This is a genomic window from Streptomyces sp. NPDC031210 (genome assembly GCF_055570395.1).
Genome location: NZ_JBVIHH010000008.1, coordinates 59,522 through 73,976 on the forward strand (window position 1 = coordinate 59,522; position 14,455 = coordinate 73,976).

A 14,455-nucleotide genomic window follows, 5' to 3' on the forward strand; every position below is an offset into this window, starting at 1 on the left:
CCGCGACCCGGCGGCCGCCGCCCGCACATCCGCATCCCTCCGAGGTAGTCACGCATGAGTCCCGCCGAGCACGGTGACCAGCCCGCCCGCATCCTGATCGTCGACGACGAGCCCGCCGTCCGCGAGGCCCTCCAGCGGTCGCTCGCCTTCGAGGGCTACGGCACCGAGCAGGCCGCCGACGGCCTGGAAGCGGTGGAGAAGGTCGCGTCCTTCGACCCCGAACTGATCGTGCTGGACGTCCTGATGCCCCGGATGGACGGGCTGACGGCCGCCCGCCGACTGCGGGCGAGCGGCGTGACCGTACCGATCCTGATGCTGACCGCCCGCGACACCGTCGGCGACCGCGTCACCGGGCTGGACGCGGGCGCGGACGACTACCTCGTCAAACCCTTCGAGCTGGACGAACTGCTGGCCCGCATCCGGGCGCTGCTGCGGCGCACCTCGTACGCGACGACGGCCGGGGCCCGCCGCGAGGAGGGCGACACGCTGGCCTTCGCCGACCTGCGGATGGACCTGGCGACCCGCGAGGTGACCCGCGGCTCCCGGCGGGTCGAGCTGACCCGCACCGAATTCACCCTGCTGGAGATGTTCCTCGCGCACCCGCGGCAGGTCCTCACCCGCGAGCAGATCCTCAAGGCCGTCTGGGGCTTCGACTTCGAGCCCACCTCCAACTCCCTCGATGTGTACGTGATGTACCTGCGTCGCAAGACGGAGGCCGGCGGCGAACCGCGGCTGGTGCACACCGTGCGCGGCGTCGGCTACGTCCTGCGGGCGCCGGGCGGCGCCGAATGACCGGCCCGCGCCGCTACCGCCGGCTGCCGCTGCGCTCGCGGCTGGCGGTGCTCACCGCGGTCGCCGTCGCCTTCGCCGTGGCCCTCTCGGCCGCCGCCTGCTGGCTGATCACCCGCGACCGGCTCACCGAACAGCTCGACACGACCCTGAGCACCGTCGAGGTCGACCAGCGCTACGTCCAGGCCCTGATCACCTACTGCGCCGACCCCACCGACCGGGCGCCCTTCCAGCCCACGCCGTACACCGTCCAACTGGTGTCGGCGGGCGGCTACGTCTGCACCTCGCCCGACAAGAAACCCATCCCCGCGCAGCACTCGGACACGGCGGTGGCCGAGGGCCGGCTGCCCGGCACGGTGCACACCACCAAGGCCGTGCACGGCCCCGAGATGCGGGTGTCGACGGTGCCCGACCGCAGCGGGCTCACCGACGCCCGGGGCAACCGGCTCGCGGTGTCCGTCGCCGTACCGATGGACCAGGTCACCCAGCCGCTCAACCAGCTCGCGCTGGTGCTGCTGATCGTCGCCGGCGTCGGGGTGCTGGGCGCGGCGACCGCGGGACTGTGGGTCGCCAGCGCGGGCCTGAAACCCGTGGACCGGCTGACCGAGGCCGTCGAGCACGTCGCCCGCACCGAGGACCTGACCCTGCGGATCCCCGCCGAGGGCGAGGACGAGATCGCCCGCCTCTCGCGCTCCTTCAACTCCATGACGGCGGCCCTGGCCGCCTCCCGGGACCTCCAGCAGCAACTGATCGCCGACGCCGGTCACGAACTGCGCACCCCGCTGACCTCGCTGCGTACCAACATCGACCTGCTGGTGCGCAGCGAGCGGTCCGGCCGGCAGATTCCGGCCGCCGACAAGGAAGCGCTGCTGTCGTCGGTGAAGGCGCAGATGGGAGAGCTGGCGGCGCTGATCGGCGACCTCCAGGAGCTGTCGCGGACCCCGGAGGCCGGGCCGGGCGGCGCGGGCGCGGTGAAGGTGGTGGCCCTGCACGACATCGTGGCCACCGCGCTGGAGCGGGCCCGGCTGCGCGGCCCGACGCTGACCGTCACCGCCGACCTCGACCCCTGGTACGTGCGCGCCGAGCCGGCCGCGCTGGAGCGGGCGGTGGTCAACCTGCTCGACAACGCGGTCAAGTTCAGCCCGCCCGGCGGCACGGTGACGGTCCGGCTGGCCGCCGGCGAACTGGCCGTCCGCGACCACGGACCCGGCATCCCCCAGGACGAGCTCCCGCACGTCTTCGAGCGGTTCTGGCGCTCACCGTCCGCCCGCAGCCTGCCCGGCAGCGGCCTGGGCCTGTCCATCGTCGCCCGCACCGCCCAGCAGGCCGGCGGCACCGTCCGCCTGCGCCCCGCCCCCGACGGCGGCACCGAGGCCCTGCTGACCCTGCCGGGCGCCGCCACGCCCCCGCCGGACCTGCCGGAGTCCTAGGCCCTGTCGGCCTAGCGCCGCTTCTTCGCCGCGTCGCCGAACGGCAGGTCGGTGCCGACGAGTTCGGCGCGGATGCCGTCGCGTTCGACGGAGATGTCGCGCAGCCGGACGTCGCCGGGCGTCCTGGGCAGTTGGAAGGACAGGGAGAGCTGGTCGGCGAGCTGGGGCTTGGTCAGGCCGGTGAGGGCGCCGAGCACCTTGGGGTCGATGCCGACCTTCTCCAGCAGCCAGGGGTGGTCGATCACCACGTCGACGAGATTGACCTTCATCAGCTTGTCGATGAAGCGCGGTGAGCCGGTCAGCTCGTGCAGCTTCTCCTCGCTGCTCAGCGCCTGCTCGATGTACGGCCGGGGGATGCCGATGCGCTCCGCGATGGCCGGGATGCCCAGCATCGCCTTGACCTTGGCCGCCTGCCGGCTGACCTCGGCGGCGGCCCGGCGGGTCAGCCGCAGGCCCTCTTCCTTGCCGGTGCCGGGGCGGTAGACCGCGACGTCGCCGAGGTCCAGGCGCATCCCGCTGATGTCGGTGGAGATGCCCCGGTCGCCGGCCCGCCGGATGCGCGCCTCGGCCCGTACGCGCAACTCGTGGCCGGCGATGGACAGCCGCCCGACGGCGCGGACCGCGTCGGGCCCCCGCTCGCTGAACCTCACCTGCGAGGCGCCCAGCTCGCGGTTCATGTCGTCGAAGGCCAGCAGCACGCTGCCGTGCATCCGGCCGATCGTGGCGCCCTTGATGGAGGAGGGCAGGTCACCGTCGAGACGGATGTCGTTGGCGGTGGCCTCGAACTTCGCCAGGGAGATCCGGTCGGCCGCCACGTCGGGAATGGTGAGGCGGACCTGTTCGAGACGCTTGCCGAGGACCTGCGTCAGGAAGGGGAAGCCCCGGATGTCGACTTCCGGCGCCGCCGTCAGGTGCAGCGTCTTCTTCAACTGCTCCTCGGCCTTGTCCTGCGCGTACAGCACGGCGAACCGGTCGAAGAGGGCGAGGAAGGCGGTGCAGACCAGGACGGCGACCAGCAGCTTCGCGGTGCGGGGGACGGCGGCGAAGCGGCTGATGCCGCGCTTGGCGCGGCGGTGGTTGGGCGGGGACCACGCCGCGTCGTCGCCGTCGTCCTCGTCGTCCGAGCGCAGGCCCAGCCCCAGCGGGTCGTCGCTGTCGTCGCGTTCGTTGAGGTAGGTGCGGCGGCCGGTGCCGCCGGCCCGGCCGTGCTCCGGCTCGGACTCCGCGACCGGCTCCGGGTCGGCGAGGGCGGCCAGGTCCGCGTAGGGATTGGCGGGCGGGAACTCCCTGGTGTCGCCGTGTGCGTCGCGCTCGGGGCCCGCTGCGGCGGGGTGCGGCTGCCGGGCGGTCGGTGCCGAGGCGGGCGAGGATATGCGTGTGGGGGTTCGCATCCGAACATCCCACCACGCGCGGGACCCTTGAACGCAAGTCCTACCGGCAGTATGTGAGATACCCGAAATTCGTGTGGTCCGTCCGGACGGAAATTCGCGGCGGCGACGGGGCGGCCTGAACTACCGTCACACCTTTGGCCGCACTTCCTTCCCGAGGGTGGATCCATGATTGTGGTAACCGGAGCAACCGGCAATATCGGACGCAGCCTCGTCCGTCGTCTGCTCGCGGAAGGCTCGCCGGTGCGCGCGCTGACCCGCGACCCGGCCCGCGCCCAGCTCCCCCAGGGGGTGGAGACGGTCCGCGCGGACCTCACCGACGCCACGGCGCTGGAACCGCTGCTGGCCGGCGCCGACGCCCTCTTCCTCAACCTCGCCGCCGGCGGCGTCCAGGCCGCCCGGGCGCTGCTCGGCGCCGCCGTGAAGGCCGGCGTCCGCCGTGTCGTGCTGAACTCCTCGATAGCGGTGACCGACAGCCCGGACGGCGAGAGCCATCACATCGCCCGGATCCACTCCGACCTGGAGCGCGAGGTACGGGACTCCGGTCTGGAGTGGACCTTCGTGCGGGGCGCCAACTACGCCACCAACGCGCTGATGTGGGCCCCGTCGATCCGCGAGTCCGGCGTGGTCCGCGACGCCCACCCGGGCGCTCAGGGCGTCCCCGTCCACGAGGACGACCTCGCGGATGTCGCCGCCGTCGCCCTGCTGGACCGCACCGGCGCCCACCTGGGCCGGGTCTATGCCGTCACGGGCCCGGAGCCGAAGACCGTGGCCGAGCAGGTCGCCGAGATAGGCCGGGCGATCGGGCGCGAGACGCGGGTCGAGCGGATCTCGGAGGAGGAGGCCGCCGAGACGATCGCCCGGCACGGCCTGCCGATGGAGGGCGCGCGGGAACTCGTCCGGCTGTTCGGCGAGTCGGTCGGCCGGCTGCCGAATCCCGTCTCGGACGCCGTCGAGAAGGTCACCGGCCACCCCGCCCGCCCCTTCTCCCAGTGGGCCCGGGACCACGCCGCCGACTTCTCCTGAACGCCTGGACGCCCGGGCGGGCGAGCCCGAAGTCCCGCCCGCCCGGCGGGCCTAAAACCCGTTGATCGTCGGCGACTTCGGGCCGTACCGTCCGCGCATGCTGCCTCGCGTGGATACGGACGACGAGTGGGACGCGGTGGTCCCGGACGAACAGGTGATGCGACCGGGAGCCGCCGCCCTGTGCGCCCGGCTCGGTCTGGCCGGTGCGCCGCTGACCCGCTATCCCGCCGGCTCCCAGCCGGTCTACGCCGTGGGCGACCGCCACGTCCTCAAACTCTTCCCGGCGGCCGCCGCGGCCGATGCCATCGCCGAGGCCCGCGTCCTGGCCCACGTCCAGGGCCGGCTGCCGGTCCCCACCCCGTACGTCCAGGACGCGGGGGAGTACGACAACGGCTGGCGCTACGTCCTGATGTCCCGGCTGCGCGGCACGGACCTGGCCGTCACCTGGCCCCGCGTCCCGCGCGCCGAGCGGGAACGCATCGCCACCGAGGCCGGTGAGACGCTCGCCGCGCTGCACGCCCTGGACCCGGCGCCGCTCGCCGACATCCTCGGACCCGGCGACTGGGCCTCCTTCGCCACCGGGCAGCGCGCGACGGCCGTCGCCCGGCAGCGCGCCCGCGGCCTGCCCGAACCGTGGCTCGACCAGATCCCCGGCTTCCTGAACTCGGTGGCGCTGCCCGCGGATCCCCCGGGCGTCCTGCTGCACACCGAGTTCATGCGGCAGCACCTGACCGTCGACGCGCACGACGACTGGCGCCTGACCGGCCTGCTCGACTTCGAACCCGCCATGATCGGCCACCGCGCCTACGACTTCGTGGCCGTCGGCCTCTTCCTCTCCCGCGCCGAGCCCCGCCTCCTGGCCCGCGTCTTCAGCGGTTACGGCGAGAGCTTCGACCCCCGCGAACTCCTCGCCCACACCCTCCTGCACGTCTACGGCAACCTCCCCCGATATCTGCGCGAGCTGCCCGCCCCACCCGAGCCGACGCTGGAGTCCCTGGCCCGGACCTGGTTCGGGACGGACCGCTGAGGCGGGCGCCGGACCGGTGGATACCCTGGGCGTCCACTCACGGAATTGGGGAACTGCCGCATGGCGATGCGTAAGGCAACGATGAAGGAACAGGTCTCCGAGGCGATAGCCCAGCAGGCCCCAGGCGACCGGGCGTTGGTGACGATCGCCTGCCTCACCGGGCCCACGCCCTGGCTGACCGGCGCGCTCGGACTGATCGGGCAGTTCCTGGTGAAGTACTACTTCGTCACCGTCACCGACCAGGCCATCGTCCTGCACCGGATGCACCGGCTCAGCCAGCGGCCGCAGGAAGTGGCGTACGCGATCCCGCGCGACCAGGCCCAGCGGTCGATCTCCGAGGTCAACCTCAACCCGCTGTGGAGCTCGTTCCACCTGCTGCTCACCGGCGACGTGGCGCCCACCCGGCTGAACGTCCACCGCCTGTGGCGCGACGAGCTGGAGCAGCTCCTGGCCGTGGTGGGCGGCGCACCGCAGCCGCAGCAGGGGTACGCGCCGCAGCAGCCGCAGGCCCTCGCACCGCAGCAGCAGGGTTACGCGCCGCAGCAGGGCTACGCGCCGCAGCAGCAGCCGGCTCCCGCGGCTCCCGCACCGCAGCAGCAGCCGGGCTACGCGCCCCAGCAGCCCCAGGGCGTCCCCCAGCAGCAGGGTTACGCGCCCCAGCCCGGATACCAGCAGGCCCCGCCGCAGGCCCCCCAGCCCGGCTACCCGCAGGCCCCCCAGCCCGGTTACGCCCAGGCCCCGCAGGCCCAGCCCGGCGCCGGCCAGTACGGCTACCCGGCCGCGCCCGCGCCCGGGCAGCCGCAGCAGGGCAACCCGTACGGCGGCTGAGCCCGTACGCGCGCCGACGGCCCGGTGGGAGCACCCACCGGGCCGTCGGTCTTGTCTCACGGAGGGCGGCGCTCAAAGCCGCCCGCTTCCGGTCTACTTCACGACCGTGATCCGGTCCGCCTTCGGCGGGGCGAGCGGGTCGGCCGCCGAGGAGTGGGCGGTCAGGTAGGCGGTGAAGGCGTCCAGGTCGGACGGGCCGACGTACTTGTTGCCGCCGCCCTTGAAGGCGGTGAAGCCGTCCCCGCCGCCGGCCAGGAACTCGTTCATCGCCACCCGGTAGGTCTTGGCCGGGTCGAGGGCCGCGCCGTCCAGCTTCACCGAGTCCTTGACCACCCGGTCGGCGCCGGACTTGGTCATGTCGAGGGTGTAGGTCAGGCCCCGGGAGACCTGGAGGATCTTCGGAGAGGCCGCGTTCGGGCCGCTGACCTGCTGCTGGAGGGCGGTCAGCAACTGCGCGCCGGTGAGGTCGACGACGTTCGTCATGTTGGTGAACGGCTGGACGGTGAACGCCTCGCCGTAGGTGACCACCCCGTCACCTTCCGAGCCCGACGCCTTGAACGCCAGGTCGGAGCGGATGCCGCCGGGGTTCATCAGGGCGAGCTGCGCACCGCCCTTGTCGGCCGCCCGGGTGGCCTCCAGTTGGGCGTCGGCGATGACATCACCGAGCGGGGACTCGGGCGCGTTCGCGCCGCGGCCCGCGATGTCGGCGGAGATATGGCCGACCGGCCGGCTCGCGACGGGCGCGGCGAGCTTGTTCCAGCGGGCGATCAGGGACGTCATGTCCGGGGCCTTGGGCTGCGTGCGGTCCACGACGTGGTTGACCGCGCCGGGCGCCGTGACGCTGGTGCGCACGATGTCCCGGGTGCGGCGGTCGTACGTCAGCGTGGTGTCGGTGTAGAGCTTGCCGTAGGACGCGGCGGAGGTGACGGTGCGCGGCGTGCCGGCGGGGTCCGGGATGGTGCAGGTGTACGCCTGGTGGGTGTGCCCGGTGACCAGCGCGTCGACCTTCGGCGTGACCCGCTTGGCGATCTCGGTGATCGGCCCGGAAATGCCCCCTCCCGGACCGGGGCTGTCGCAGTCGTAGTTGTACGAGGTGGAGGCGGGCAGCCCGCCCTCGTGGATGAGCGCGACGATCGCCTTCACGCCCTGCCGGTTGAGCACCTTGGCGTACTTGTCGATGGTCTCGACCTCGTCGTGGAACTTCAGGCCCTTGATGCCCTCGGCGTTGACGATGTCCGGCGTGCCCTCCAGCGTCACACCGATGAAGCCGATCTTGACGCCCTTGTGCCGCCAGACCGTGTACGGCTTGAGCAGCGGCCGGCCGCTCTTCTCGTCCGTGACGTTGGCCGTCAGGTAGGGGAAGCCGGCGCCCTCGAAGGTCCTGCCGTCCTCGTAGCAGCCGTCCTTGGGGTGGCAGCCGCCGTTCTGCAGCCGCGTCAACTCCGCCCGGCCCTCGTCGAATTCGTGGTTGCCGACCGAGGTGACGTCCAGGCCCAGCTTGTTCATCGCCTCGATGGTCGGCTCGTCGTGAAACAGGCCGGACAGCAGCGGGCTGGCCCCGACCATGTCGCCGGCGGCGGCCGTGACGGAGTACGGGTGACCCTTGCGGGCCGTCCGCAGCGACTGGGCGAGGTACTCCACGCCGCCGGCCGCGATGGACTTCTTGGTCCCGTCCGGCTGTATCTCCTCCACCGTGCCCGAGGAGCCCTGCGGCGGTTCGAGGTTGCCGTGGAAGTCGTTGAAGGAGAGGAGCTGCACATCGACCGTCCGGCCGGAGCGCGCGGTGCCGCTGTCGGCACCGGCCGGCATCGCCGTGACGGTGGCGGCGAGGGCGGCGGCCAGTGCGGCGGTCCCGGCCGCCAATCCGCGCCCGAGGCGGCGCCGTTGAGGTGTCGCTGACATGAGTTCCCCTTCGTGAACCGGACGGACAGCCGTGATCGGTGTCCGAGCGGTGGGCAGCTTATTGTCGACGCGCGTAGTGCGACAGGGGGGACGGGCGACGAGCCGGTGTCCGGCGGGGAAAAGGGGCTCCCTCGGCCGCGCCGCCCGGTGGCCGTGCCGGGGGCGTTCCCGGCCTCGGGAGCCGCGGGGGTCGTACGCTTCAGGCATGACTGACGCAGCACAGGAGATGGGTCACAGCCGCCGCAGGATCGAGGTGGCCGAGGAGCTCGGTCCGGAGCGGGCCGCCACCGTCCTCGCTCTGATCGAGCGGGCCGCGCGGACGGACGGGCAGCCCGCCGTGTCCGAACAGGGACGGTTGCAACTGCGGGGCGGCGCGCGGGCCGGGGTCCGCCATGTGCTGGTGTACGTGCCCGGCGAGGAGGGCGAGGAACTCGTCGCGTACGGGCAGCTCGAGGACACCGACCCGGTGGAGGCCCCCGCCGCCGAGCTGGTCGTGCTCCCCGGGCACCGCGGCCGCGGGCACGGCCGGGCGCTGGGCACCAAGCTGCTCGAACAGTCCGGGCGCCGGCTACGGGTATGGGCGCACGGCGGCCACCCCGCCGCCCGGCATCTGGCCCAGACGCTGGGACTGACGATGTTCCGCGAACTGCGCCAGATGCGGCGCTCGCTGGCGGACCTGGACCTGCCGGAGCCGGCGCTCCCGCCGGGGGTGAGCGTGCGGACCTTCCAGCCGGGCACGGACGACGCGGCGTGGCTGGAGATCAACGCGGCGGCCTTCGCGCACCACCCGGAGCAGGGCGCGCTGACCCAGCGGGACCTGGACGACCGCAAGGGCCAGCCGTGGTTCGACCCGAAAGGTTTCTTCCTCGCGGAGCGGGACGGCCGCCTGGTCGGCTTCCACTGGACCAAGGTGCACGCCGAGGAGGGCCTGGGCGAGGTCTACGTCCTCGGGGTCCGGCCCGGCGCGCAGGGCGGCGGACTGGGCAAGGCGCTGACCGCGATCGGGCTGCGGCACCTGGCGGCGCAGGGGCTGCCGACGGCGATGCTGTACGTCGACGCGGACAACACGGCGGCGGTGACGGTCTACGAGCGGCTGGGCTTCGTCACCCACGAGACGGATCTGATGTACCGCTCGGAGACCTGAGCCCCTCCCGCTCCGCCTGTCCCGCCTACTCCTGCTGTCCCTGACGCCATTCCCGGGCCAGGAGCGCGTAGACGACCTCGTCGGTCCACTCGCCGTCGAGGAACTCGTTCTCCCGCAGGTGGCCCTCGCGGCGCATGCCCAGGCGTTCCAGCAGTCGGGCCGAGGCGGTGTTGCGGCCGTCCAGTTCGGCCTGGACGCGGTGCAGCCGCAGGTCGTCGAAGGCGAGCCGCAGCAGTGCCCGGCACGCCTCGGTGGCGTAGCCGTGGCCGGCGGCGTCGGGGTGGAAGACGTAGCCGATGCCGCCCTGGCGGTGCTCGCGGCTGGTGTAGACGAAGGTGACGTCGCCCACCAGCCTGCCCGACTCCCGTACGACGACGGCGAGTTGGAGGATGTCGCCGCCGGCGCGCAGCGTCGTGCGGGTCGCCTTGGTCTCGACGGAGGCGCGGGAGGCGGCCTCGTCGAAGGGGCCCCAGTAGAGGTAGCGGCAGACCTCGGGGCGGCGCTGGTAGTCGTGGATCGCCGCGAGGTCGTCGGCGCGGACCGGGCGCAGGTCCAGGCGCTCGGTGCGTATCGGGTAGTCGGGGCGGTACGGCAGGGCAGGCAGCGGCGGTGGGGTAGAAGTGGGCACGGCGGGCAGCGTACGCAGCGGAGGGCGGCGGGCGCGGCCGATTTTCCGGGGATGGTTCACGGTTTGACGAAGGGCAGCGTCCGGGCGTGGGAATACTCGTCGTCCGGGCACGGAGAACACCCGTCCTCCGGGCACGGAATTACCCGCCGGTAGCACCCCGCTTGCCTGTCCGCCATGTCGGCGTTACCGGCGATTCAACGGCGCTTGCGAACATCACCGAATGCAGCCCGCTGTGCCGAACGCCGCCCACCCGGGGCTCCGAGTCGCTCCGCCTCCTCCCGACGCGCCTGGAATCGCCCCGGCGCGGAAGAATGAGGACATGAACCAGCAGCCCAGCGCGCAGGCCCAGGTCCAGCCCGACGCGGCGCTCCGGCGGCCGCAGCAGACCCCACCGCACGGCACCGGCCCCGCGGCCCAGCCGTCGGTCGGTTCGATCGCCGCCCACCGGCCGCACGCGGTCGGCCCCGCGCTGCCCGAACTGGAGCTCGACCTGGACGCGGATCTCGACGCGTACGAGGACGAAGGGGTGCCCGGCGCCAACGGCGAGGAGCTGCCCAGCGGGCGGTTCCTGGACCGCGAGCGCAGTTGGCTGGCGTTCAACGAACGGGTGCTGGAGCTGGCCGAGGACCCCGCCACCCCGCTCCTGGAGCGGGCGAACTTCCTGGCGATCTTCGCGAGCAACCTGGACGAGTTCTTCATGGTCCGGGTCGCCGGCCTCAAGCGGCGGATAGCCACGGGCGTCGCCACCCGCTCCGCCTCCGGGCTCCAGCCCCGCGAGGTACTGGACCTGATCTGGACGCGCTCGCGCGAGCTCATGGCGCGGCACGCCGCCTGCTACCAGCACGACGTCGCCCCCGAGCTGGGCGAGCAGGGCATCCACCTCATCCGGTGGCCCGAGCTGACGGAGAAGGAACAGGCCCGCCTGTTCACCCTCTTCCGCCAGCAGATCTTCCCCGTCCTCACCCCGCTCGCGGTCGACCCCGCGCACCCCTTCCCGTACATCTCCGGCCTGTCGCTGAACCTCGCCGTCGTCGTCCGCAACCCGGTCAGCGGCCACGACCACTTCGCCCGGGTCAAGGTGCCGCCGCTGCTCTCCCGCTTCCTGGAGGCCGCCCCGCAGCGCTACGTCCCCATCGAGGACGTCATCGCCGCGCACCTGGAGGAGCTGTTCCCGGGCATGGAGGTGCGCGCGCACCACATGTTCCGCGTCACCCGCAACGAAGACCTCGAAGTCGAGGAGGACGACGCGGAGAACCTCCTCCAGGCGCTGGAGAAGGAGCTGATGCGGCGCCGCTTCGGGCCGCCGGTCCGGCTGGAGGTCGAGGAGTCCATCGACCCGGCCGTCCTGGACCTGCTCGTACAGGAACTGAAGGTCTCCGACGCGGAGGTCTACCCGCTGCCCGGCCCGCTGGACCTGACCGGCCTGTTCGCCATAGGAGCCCTGGACCGGCCGGAGCTGAAGTACCCCAAGTTCGTCGCCGGCACGCACCGTGACCTGGCCGAGGTGGAATCGGCGTCCGCGCCCGACATCTTCGCCGCCCTGCGGGCCCGCGACGTCCTCCTGCACCACCCCTACGACTCGTTCTCCACCTCGGTGCAGGCGTTCTTGGAGCAGGCCGCCGCCGACCCGGACGTCCTGGCGATCAAGCAGACGCTGTACCGCACCTCGGGCGACTCGCCGATCGTGGACGCGCTGATAGACGCCGCCGAATCCGGCAAGCAGGTCCTCGTCCTCGTCGAGCTCAAGGCGCGTTTCGACGAACAGGCCAACATCAAGTGGGCGCGGAAGCTGGAGGAGGCCGGCTGCCACGTCGTCTACGGCCTGGTCGGGCTCAAGACGCACTGCAAGCTGTCGCTCGTCGTCCGTCAGGAAGGCGAGATGCTGCGCCGGTACTCCCACGTGGGCACCGGCAACTACCACCCCAAGACGGCCCGGTTGTACGAGGACCTGGGGCTGCTGACCGCCGACCCGCAGGTCGGAGCCGACCTCTCCGACCTGTTCAACCGGCTCAGCGGCTACTCCCGGCGGGAGACCTACCGCCGGCTGCTGGTCGCGCCCAAGTCCCTGCGCGACGGCCTGGTCCAGCGCATCACCAAGGAGATCGCGCACCACCGCGCCGGGCGCCCCGCCTCGGTCCGCATCAAGGTCAACTCCATGGTGGACGAGGCGGTCATCGACGCGCTCTACCGCGCCTCGCAGGCCGGCGTGGAGGTCGGCGTCTGGGTGCGGGGCATCTGCGCGCTGCGCCCGGGCGTCCCCGGACTGAGCGAGAACATCCGCGTCCGCAGCGTGCTGGGCCGCTTCCTGGAGCACTCGCGGATCTTCGCCTTCGGCAACGGCGGCGAGCCCGAGGTGTGGCTGGGCAGCGCCGACATGATGCACCGCAATCTGGACCGGCGGATCGAGGCACTGGTGCGGGTGACCGACCCGGCCCACCGCGTCTCGCTGACCAAACTGCTGGAAACCGGCATGTCGGACGCCACCTCCTCCTGGCACCTGGGCCCGGACGGCGGCTGGACCCGGCACGCGGTGGACGCCGAGGGCGCGCCGCTGCGGAACGTACAGGAAATGCTCATTGACGCGCGGAGGCGCCGGCGTGGCCCAGCGACATGACCAGTCGGCCGGGGGGCCGACCGGTCTCATCGGCAGCGGATACGAGCCCGGCCGGGCGCCCGGAGCCCGGGCGGCGGTGGTGGACGGCCCCTACGGTCCCCACGGCACCCACGGCACCCACGGCACCCACGGACCGGGCGGGCCGCCCGGGCGGTACGGGGACACGGGGGGCGAGGGCCGGGCCGGCACGGACCCCGGCGGGCAGACCGCCGGGGAGCTGCTCGCCGGCTACCTGCACCGGCAGTCCGCGGAATTCCTGCGCGGCCTGCGACTGCACCGCGAGAGCGGTTCGGACGCGGTGGGCGCGGCCGAGGCCGCCTGGCTGCTGCGCGGCGCGGCCCGCCGGATCAGCGCGTCCCTCTACACCTTCCGGCCGCTGACCGAGGAGGGCTGGGCCGACCAACTCCGCTGCGAACTCGGCTGGTTGTCCGGCACGCTGGCCCGCGAACACGCCTGCGCGGCCCGCCGCGAGCGGCTGATGGCGGCCCTGCAGCGACTGACCGGCCGGGCGGAGCGGGCCGAGCGCGCGGAGCGGGGCGGCCGGGGCGCGCGCCCGGCCGCGCCGAAGACCGCCGAGGCCGAGCCCGAAGGCGCCCTGGCGGCCGGGGCGGCGCGGGCCGGGGCGCTGCTCGACCGCCAGCTCACGCTCGCCCGTACCCGCGCGCACTCCGCCGCCCTCCAGGCGCTGGGCTCCTCCCGCTTCCACGCCCTCGCCGACGCGGTGGCGGTACTCGCCTCGGAAGCGCCCCTGGCCGCCGCGACCGGGCCGGCCACCGAGAGCCTGGTACCGCTCGCCGAGCAGGCCCACCGGCGGCTGGCCGAGGCGGTCACGGCGCTGCCGCTGTCCCGCGCCGGCCACCCGTACAACGCCGACGCCCTGGCCGCCGACCCCCGCCAGGACGCCCCCTGGCACCAGGTCCGGCTGCTCCTGCGGCTCAGCCGCTACGCCCGGGAGGTGAGCGCTCCGGAGCACCCCGACGCCCGCCTGGCGGAGGCCGGCCGCGCCCTGGAGCGCCATCGGGACGCCGCCGAGGCGGCCGCGGCGGCCGCCGCCGCGGCCCGCACTCCCCGGATCGCCCCGGCCACGGCGTACGCCCTGGGCGTCCTGCACGCCGACCAGCGGCACGAGGTCGAGGCGGCCCGCTTCGCCTTCGGCCGGACGTGGCTGACGGAAGGACCGCGGACGTGACGGCGTCCCCCAAGCCGGTGCGGGCGGCGGGCTGCGTCCTGTGGCGCCGCGCCGCGAACGAGGACGGCCTGGAGGTCGCGCTGGTGCACCGTCCCAAGTACGACGACTGGTCGCACCCGAAGGGGAAACTCGAGCGCGGCGAGGACGCGCTGGCCGGTGCGGTGCGCGAGGTGGCGGAGGAGACCGGCCTGCGCTGCCGGCCCGGGGCGCCGCTGCCCACCGCCCACTACCTGGCCAACGGCCGCGCCAAGCAGGTGCGTTACTGGGCGGCGGAGGCGGTCGCCGGGGCCTTCACGCCCAACCGCGAGGTGGACCGCCTGGCCTGGCTGGCACCCGCCGAGGCCCGCGCGCGCCTGACCCACGAGAGGGACCGGCCCCTGGTCGACGCGCTGCTCGCCGCCCTGCACCTGACCTGAGCCGCGACCGGCGACGCCGCGGGGACCGTAGCCGCCGGGGATCAGCGGCGCCGCGGGGACCGGAACCGGCAGGG

The 14,455-nt window shown here is 73.4% G+C and carries 12 protein-coding genes; 9 read left to right on the plus strand and 3 right to left on the minus strand.

Features of this window, described 5'->3' with window-relative positions:
* Positions 1 to 54 precede the first annotated feature (54 nt).
* Both ACZ45Z_RS16610 and ACZ45Z_RS16615 read left to right on the plus strand, forming a co-directional pair.
* Complete coding sequence (locus tag ACZ45Z_RS16610; RefSeq protein ID WP_468362499.1) at positions 55 to 792, plus strand: response regulator transcription factor; 738 nt, start codon at positions 55 to 57, stop codon at positions 790 to 792.
* Positions 789 to 2,219, plus strand: coding sequence for a sensor histidine kinase (locus ACZ45Z_RS16615; protein ID WP_468362501.1), 1,431 nt, complete (start codon positions 789 to 791; stop codon positions 2,217 to 2,219). The genes ACZ45Z_RS16610 and ACZ45Z_RS16615 overlap by 4 nt, the downstream gene beginning before the upstream one ends.
* A gap of 11 nt (positions 2,220 to 2,230) precedes the next feature.
* On the opposite strand, the gene ACZ45Z_RS16620 is transcribed toward ACZ45Z_RS16615, so the two are convergent.
* Positions 2,231 to 3,610, minus strand: coding sequence for an LmeA family phospholipid-binding protein (locus ACZ45Z_RS16620; protein WP_468362503.1), 1,380 nt, complete (start codon positions 3,608 to 3,610; stop codon positions 2,231 to 2,233).
* Positions 3,611 to 3,775: 165 nt separating this feature from the next.
* On the opposite strand from ACZ45Z_RS16620, the gene ACZ45Z_RS16625 reads away from it, so the two are divergent.
* From ACZ45Z_RS16625 to ACZ45Z_RS16635, 3 genes are all read left to right on the plus strand, one after another.
* Positions 3,776 to 4,633 carry an SDR family oxidoreductase gene (locus ACZ45Z_RS16625; protein ID WP_468362505.1) on the plus strand — a complete coding sequence of 286 codons (858 nt, stop codon included), beginning with the start codon at positions 3,776 to 3,778 and terminating at the stop codon, positions 4,631 to 4,633.
* 97 nt (positions 4,634 to 4,730) lie between these two features.
* Complete coding sequence (locus tag ACZ45Z_RS16630; protein ID WP_468362507.1) at positions 4,731 to 5,660, plus strand: aminoglycoside phosphotransferase family protein; 930 nt, start codon at positions 4,731 to 4,733, stop codon at positions 5,658 to 5,660.
* A 60-nt stretch (positions 5,661 to 5,720) separates the two neighbouring features.
* Positions 5,721 to 6,488: a hypothetical protein gene (locus ACZ45Z_RS16635; RefSeq protein ID WP_468362509.1), complete on the plus strand. Its 768-nt coding sequence runs from the start codon at positions 5,721 to 5,723 to the stop codon at positions 6,486 to 6,488.
* Positions 6,489 to 6,581: 93 nt separating this feature from the next.
* Here ACZ45Z_RS16635 and ACZ45Z_RS16640 read toward each other — a convergent pair whose 3' ends face one another.
* Positions 6,582 to 8,390 (minus strand): bifunctional metallophosphatase/5'-nucleotidase, encoded by a 1,809-nt coding sequence (locus tag ACZ45Z_RS16640; protein ID WP_468362511.1) that lies wholly within the window; start codon positions 8,388 to 8,390, stop codon positions 6,582 to 6,584.
* Positions 8,391 to 8,616: 226 nt separating this feature from the next.
* Here ACZ45Z_RS16640 and mshD point away from each other — a divergent pair, with 226 nt between their 5' ends.
* Positions 8,617 to 9,534, plus strand: a complete 918-nt coding sequence (gene mshD, locus ACZ45Z_RS16645) for a mycothiol synthase (protein ID WP_468362945.1) — start codon at positions 8,617 to 8,619, stop codon at positions 9,532 to 9,534.
* Positions 9,535 to 9,559: 25 nt separating this feature from the next.
* Here mshD and ACZ45Z_RS16650 read toward each other — a convergent pair whose 3' ends face one another.
* On the minus strand, positions 9,560 to 10,162 hold the full coding sequence (locus tag ACZ45Z_RS16650; protein ID WP_468362513.1) for a GNAT family N-acetyltransferase: 603 nt from the start codon (positions 10,160 to 10,162) through the stop codon (positions 9,560 to 9,562).
* 319 nt (positions 10,163 to 10,481) lie between these two features.
* Between ACZ45Z_RS16650 and ACZ45Z_RS16655 the strand changes: the two genes are divergently transcribed.
* The 3 genes from ACZ45Z_RS16655 to ACZ45Z_RS16665 are packed head-to-tail and all read left to right on the plus strand — an operon-like array spanning position 10,482 to position 14,381.
* Positions 10,482 to 12,776, plus strand: coding sequence for an RNA degradosome polyphosphate kinase (locus ACZ45Z_RS16655; protein WP_468362515.1), 2,295 nt, complete (start codon positions 10,482 to 10,484; stop codon positions 12,774 to 12,776).
* Positions 12,760 to 13,965 carry a CHAD domain-containing protein gene (locus tag ACZ45Z_RS16660; protein ID WP_468362517.1) on the plus strand — a complete coding sequence of 402 codons (1,206 nt, stop codon included), beginning with the start codon at positions 12,760 to 12,762 and terminating at the stop codon, positions 13,963 to 13,965. Before ACZ45Z_RS16655 ends, ACZ45Z_RS16660 begins: the two co-directional genes overlap by 17 nt.
* A complete protein-coding gene (locus ACZ45Z_RS16665; protein ID WP_468362519.1) occupies positions 13,962 to 14,381 on the plus strand; it encodes an NUDIX hydrolase in 420 nt (139 codons plus the stop codon). Before ACZ45Z_RS16660 ends, ACZ45Z_RS16665 begins: the two co-directional genes overlap by 4 nt.
* The last annotated feature ends 74 nt before the right edge of the window (positions 14,382 to 14,455 follow it).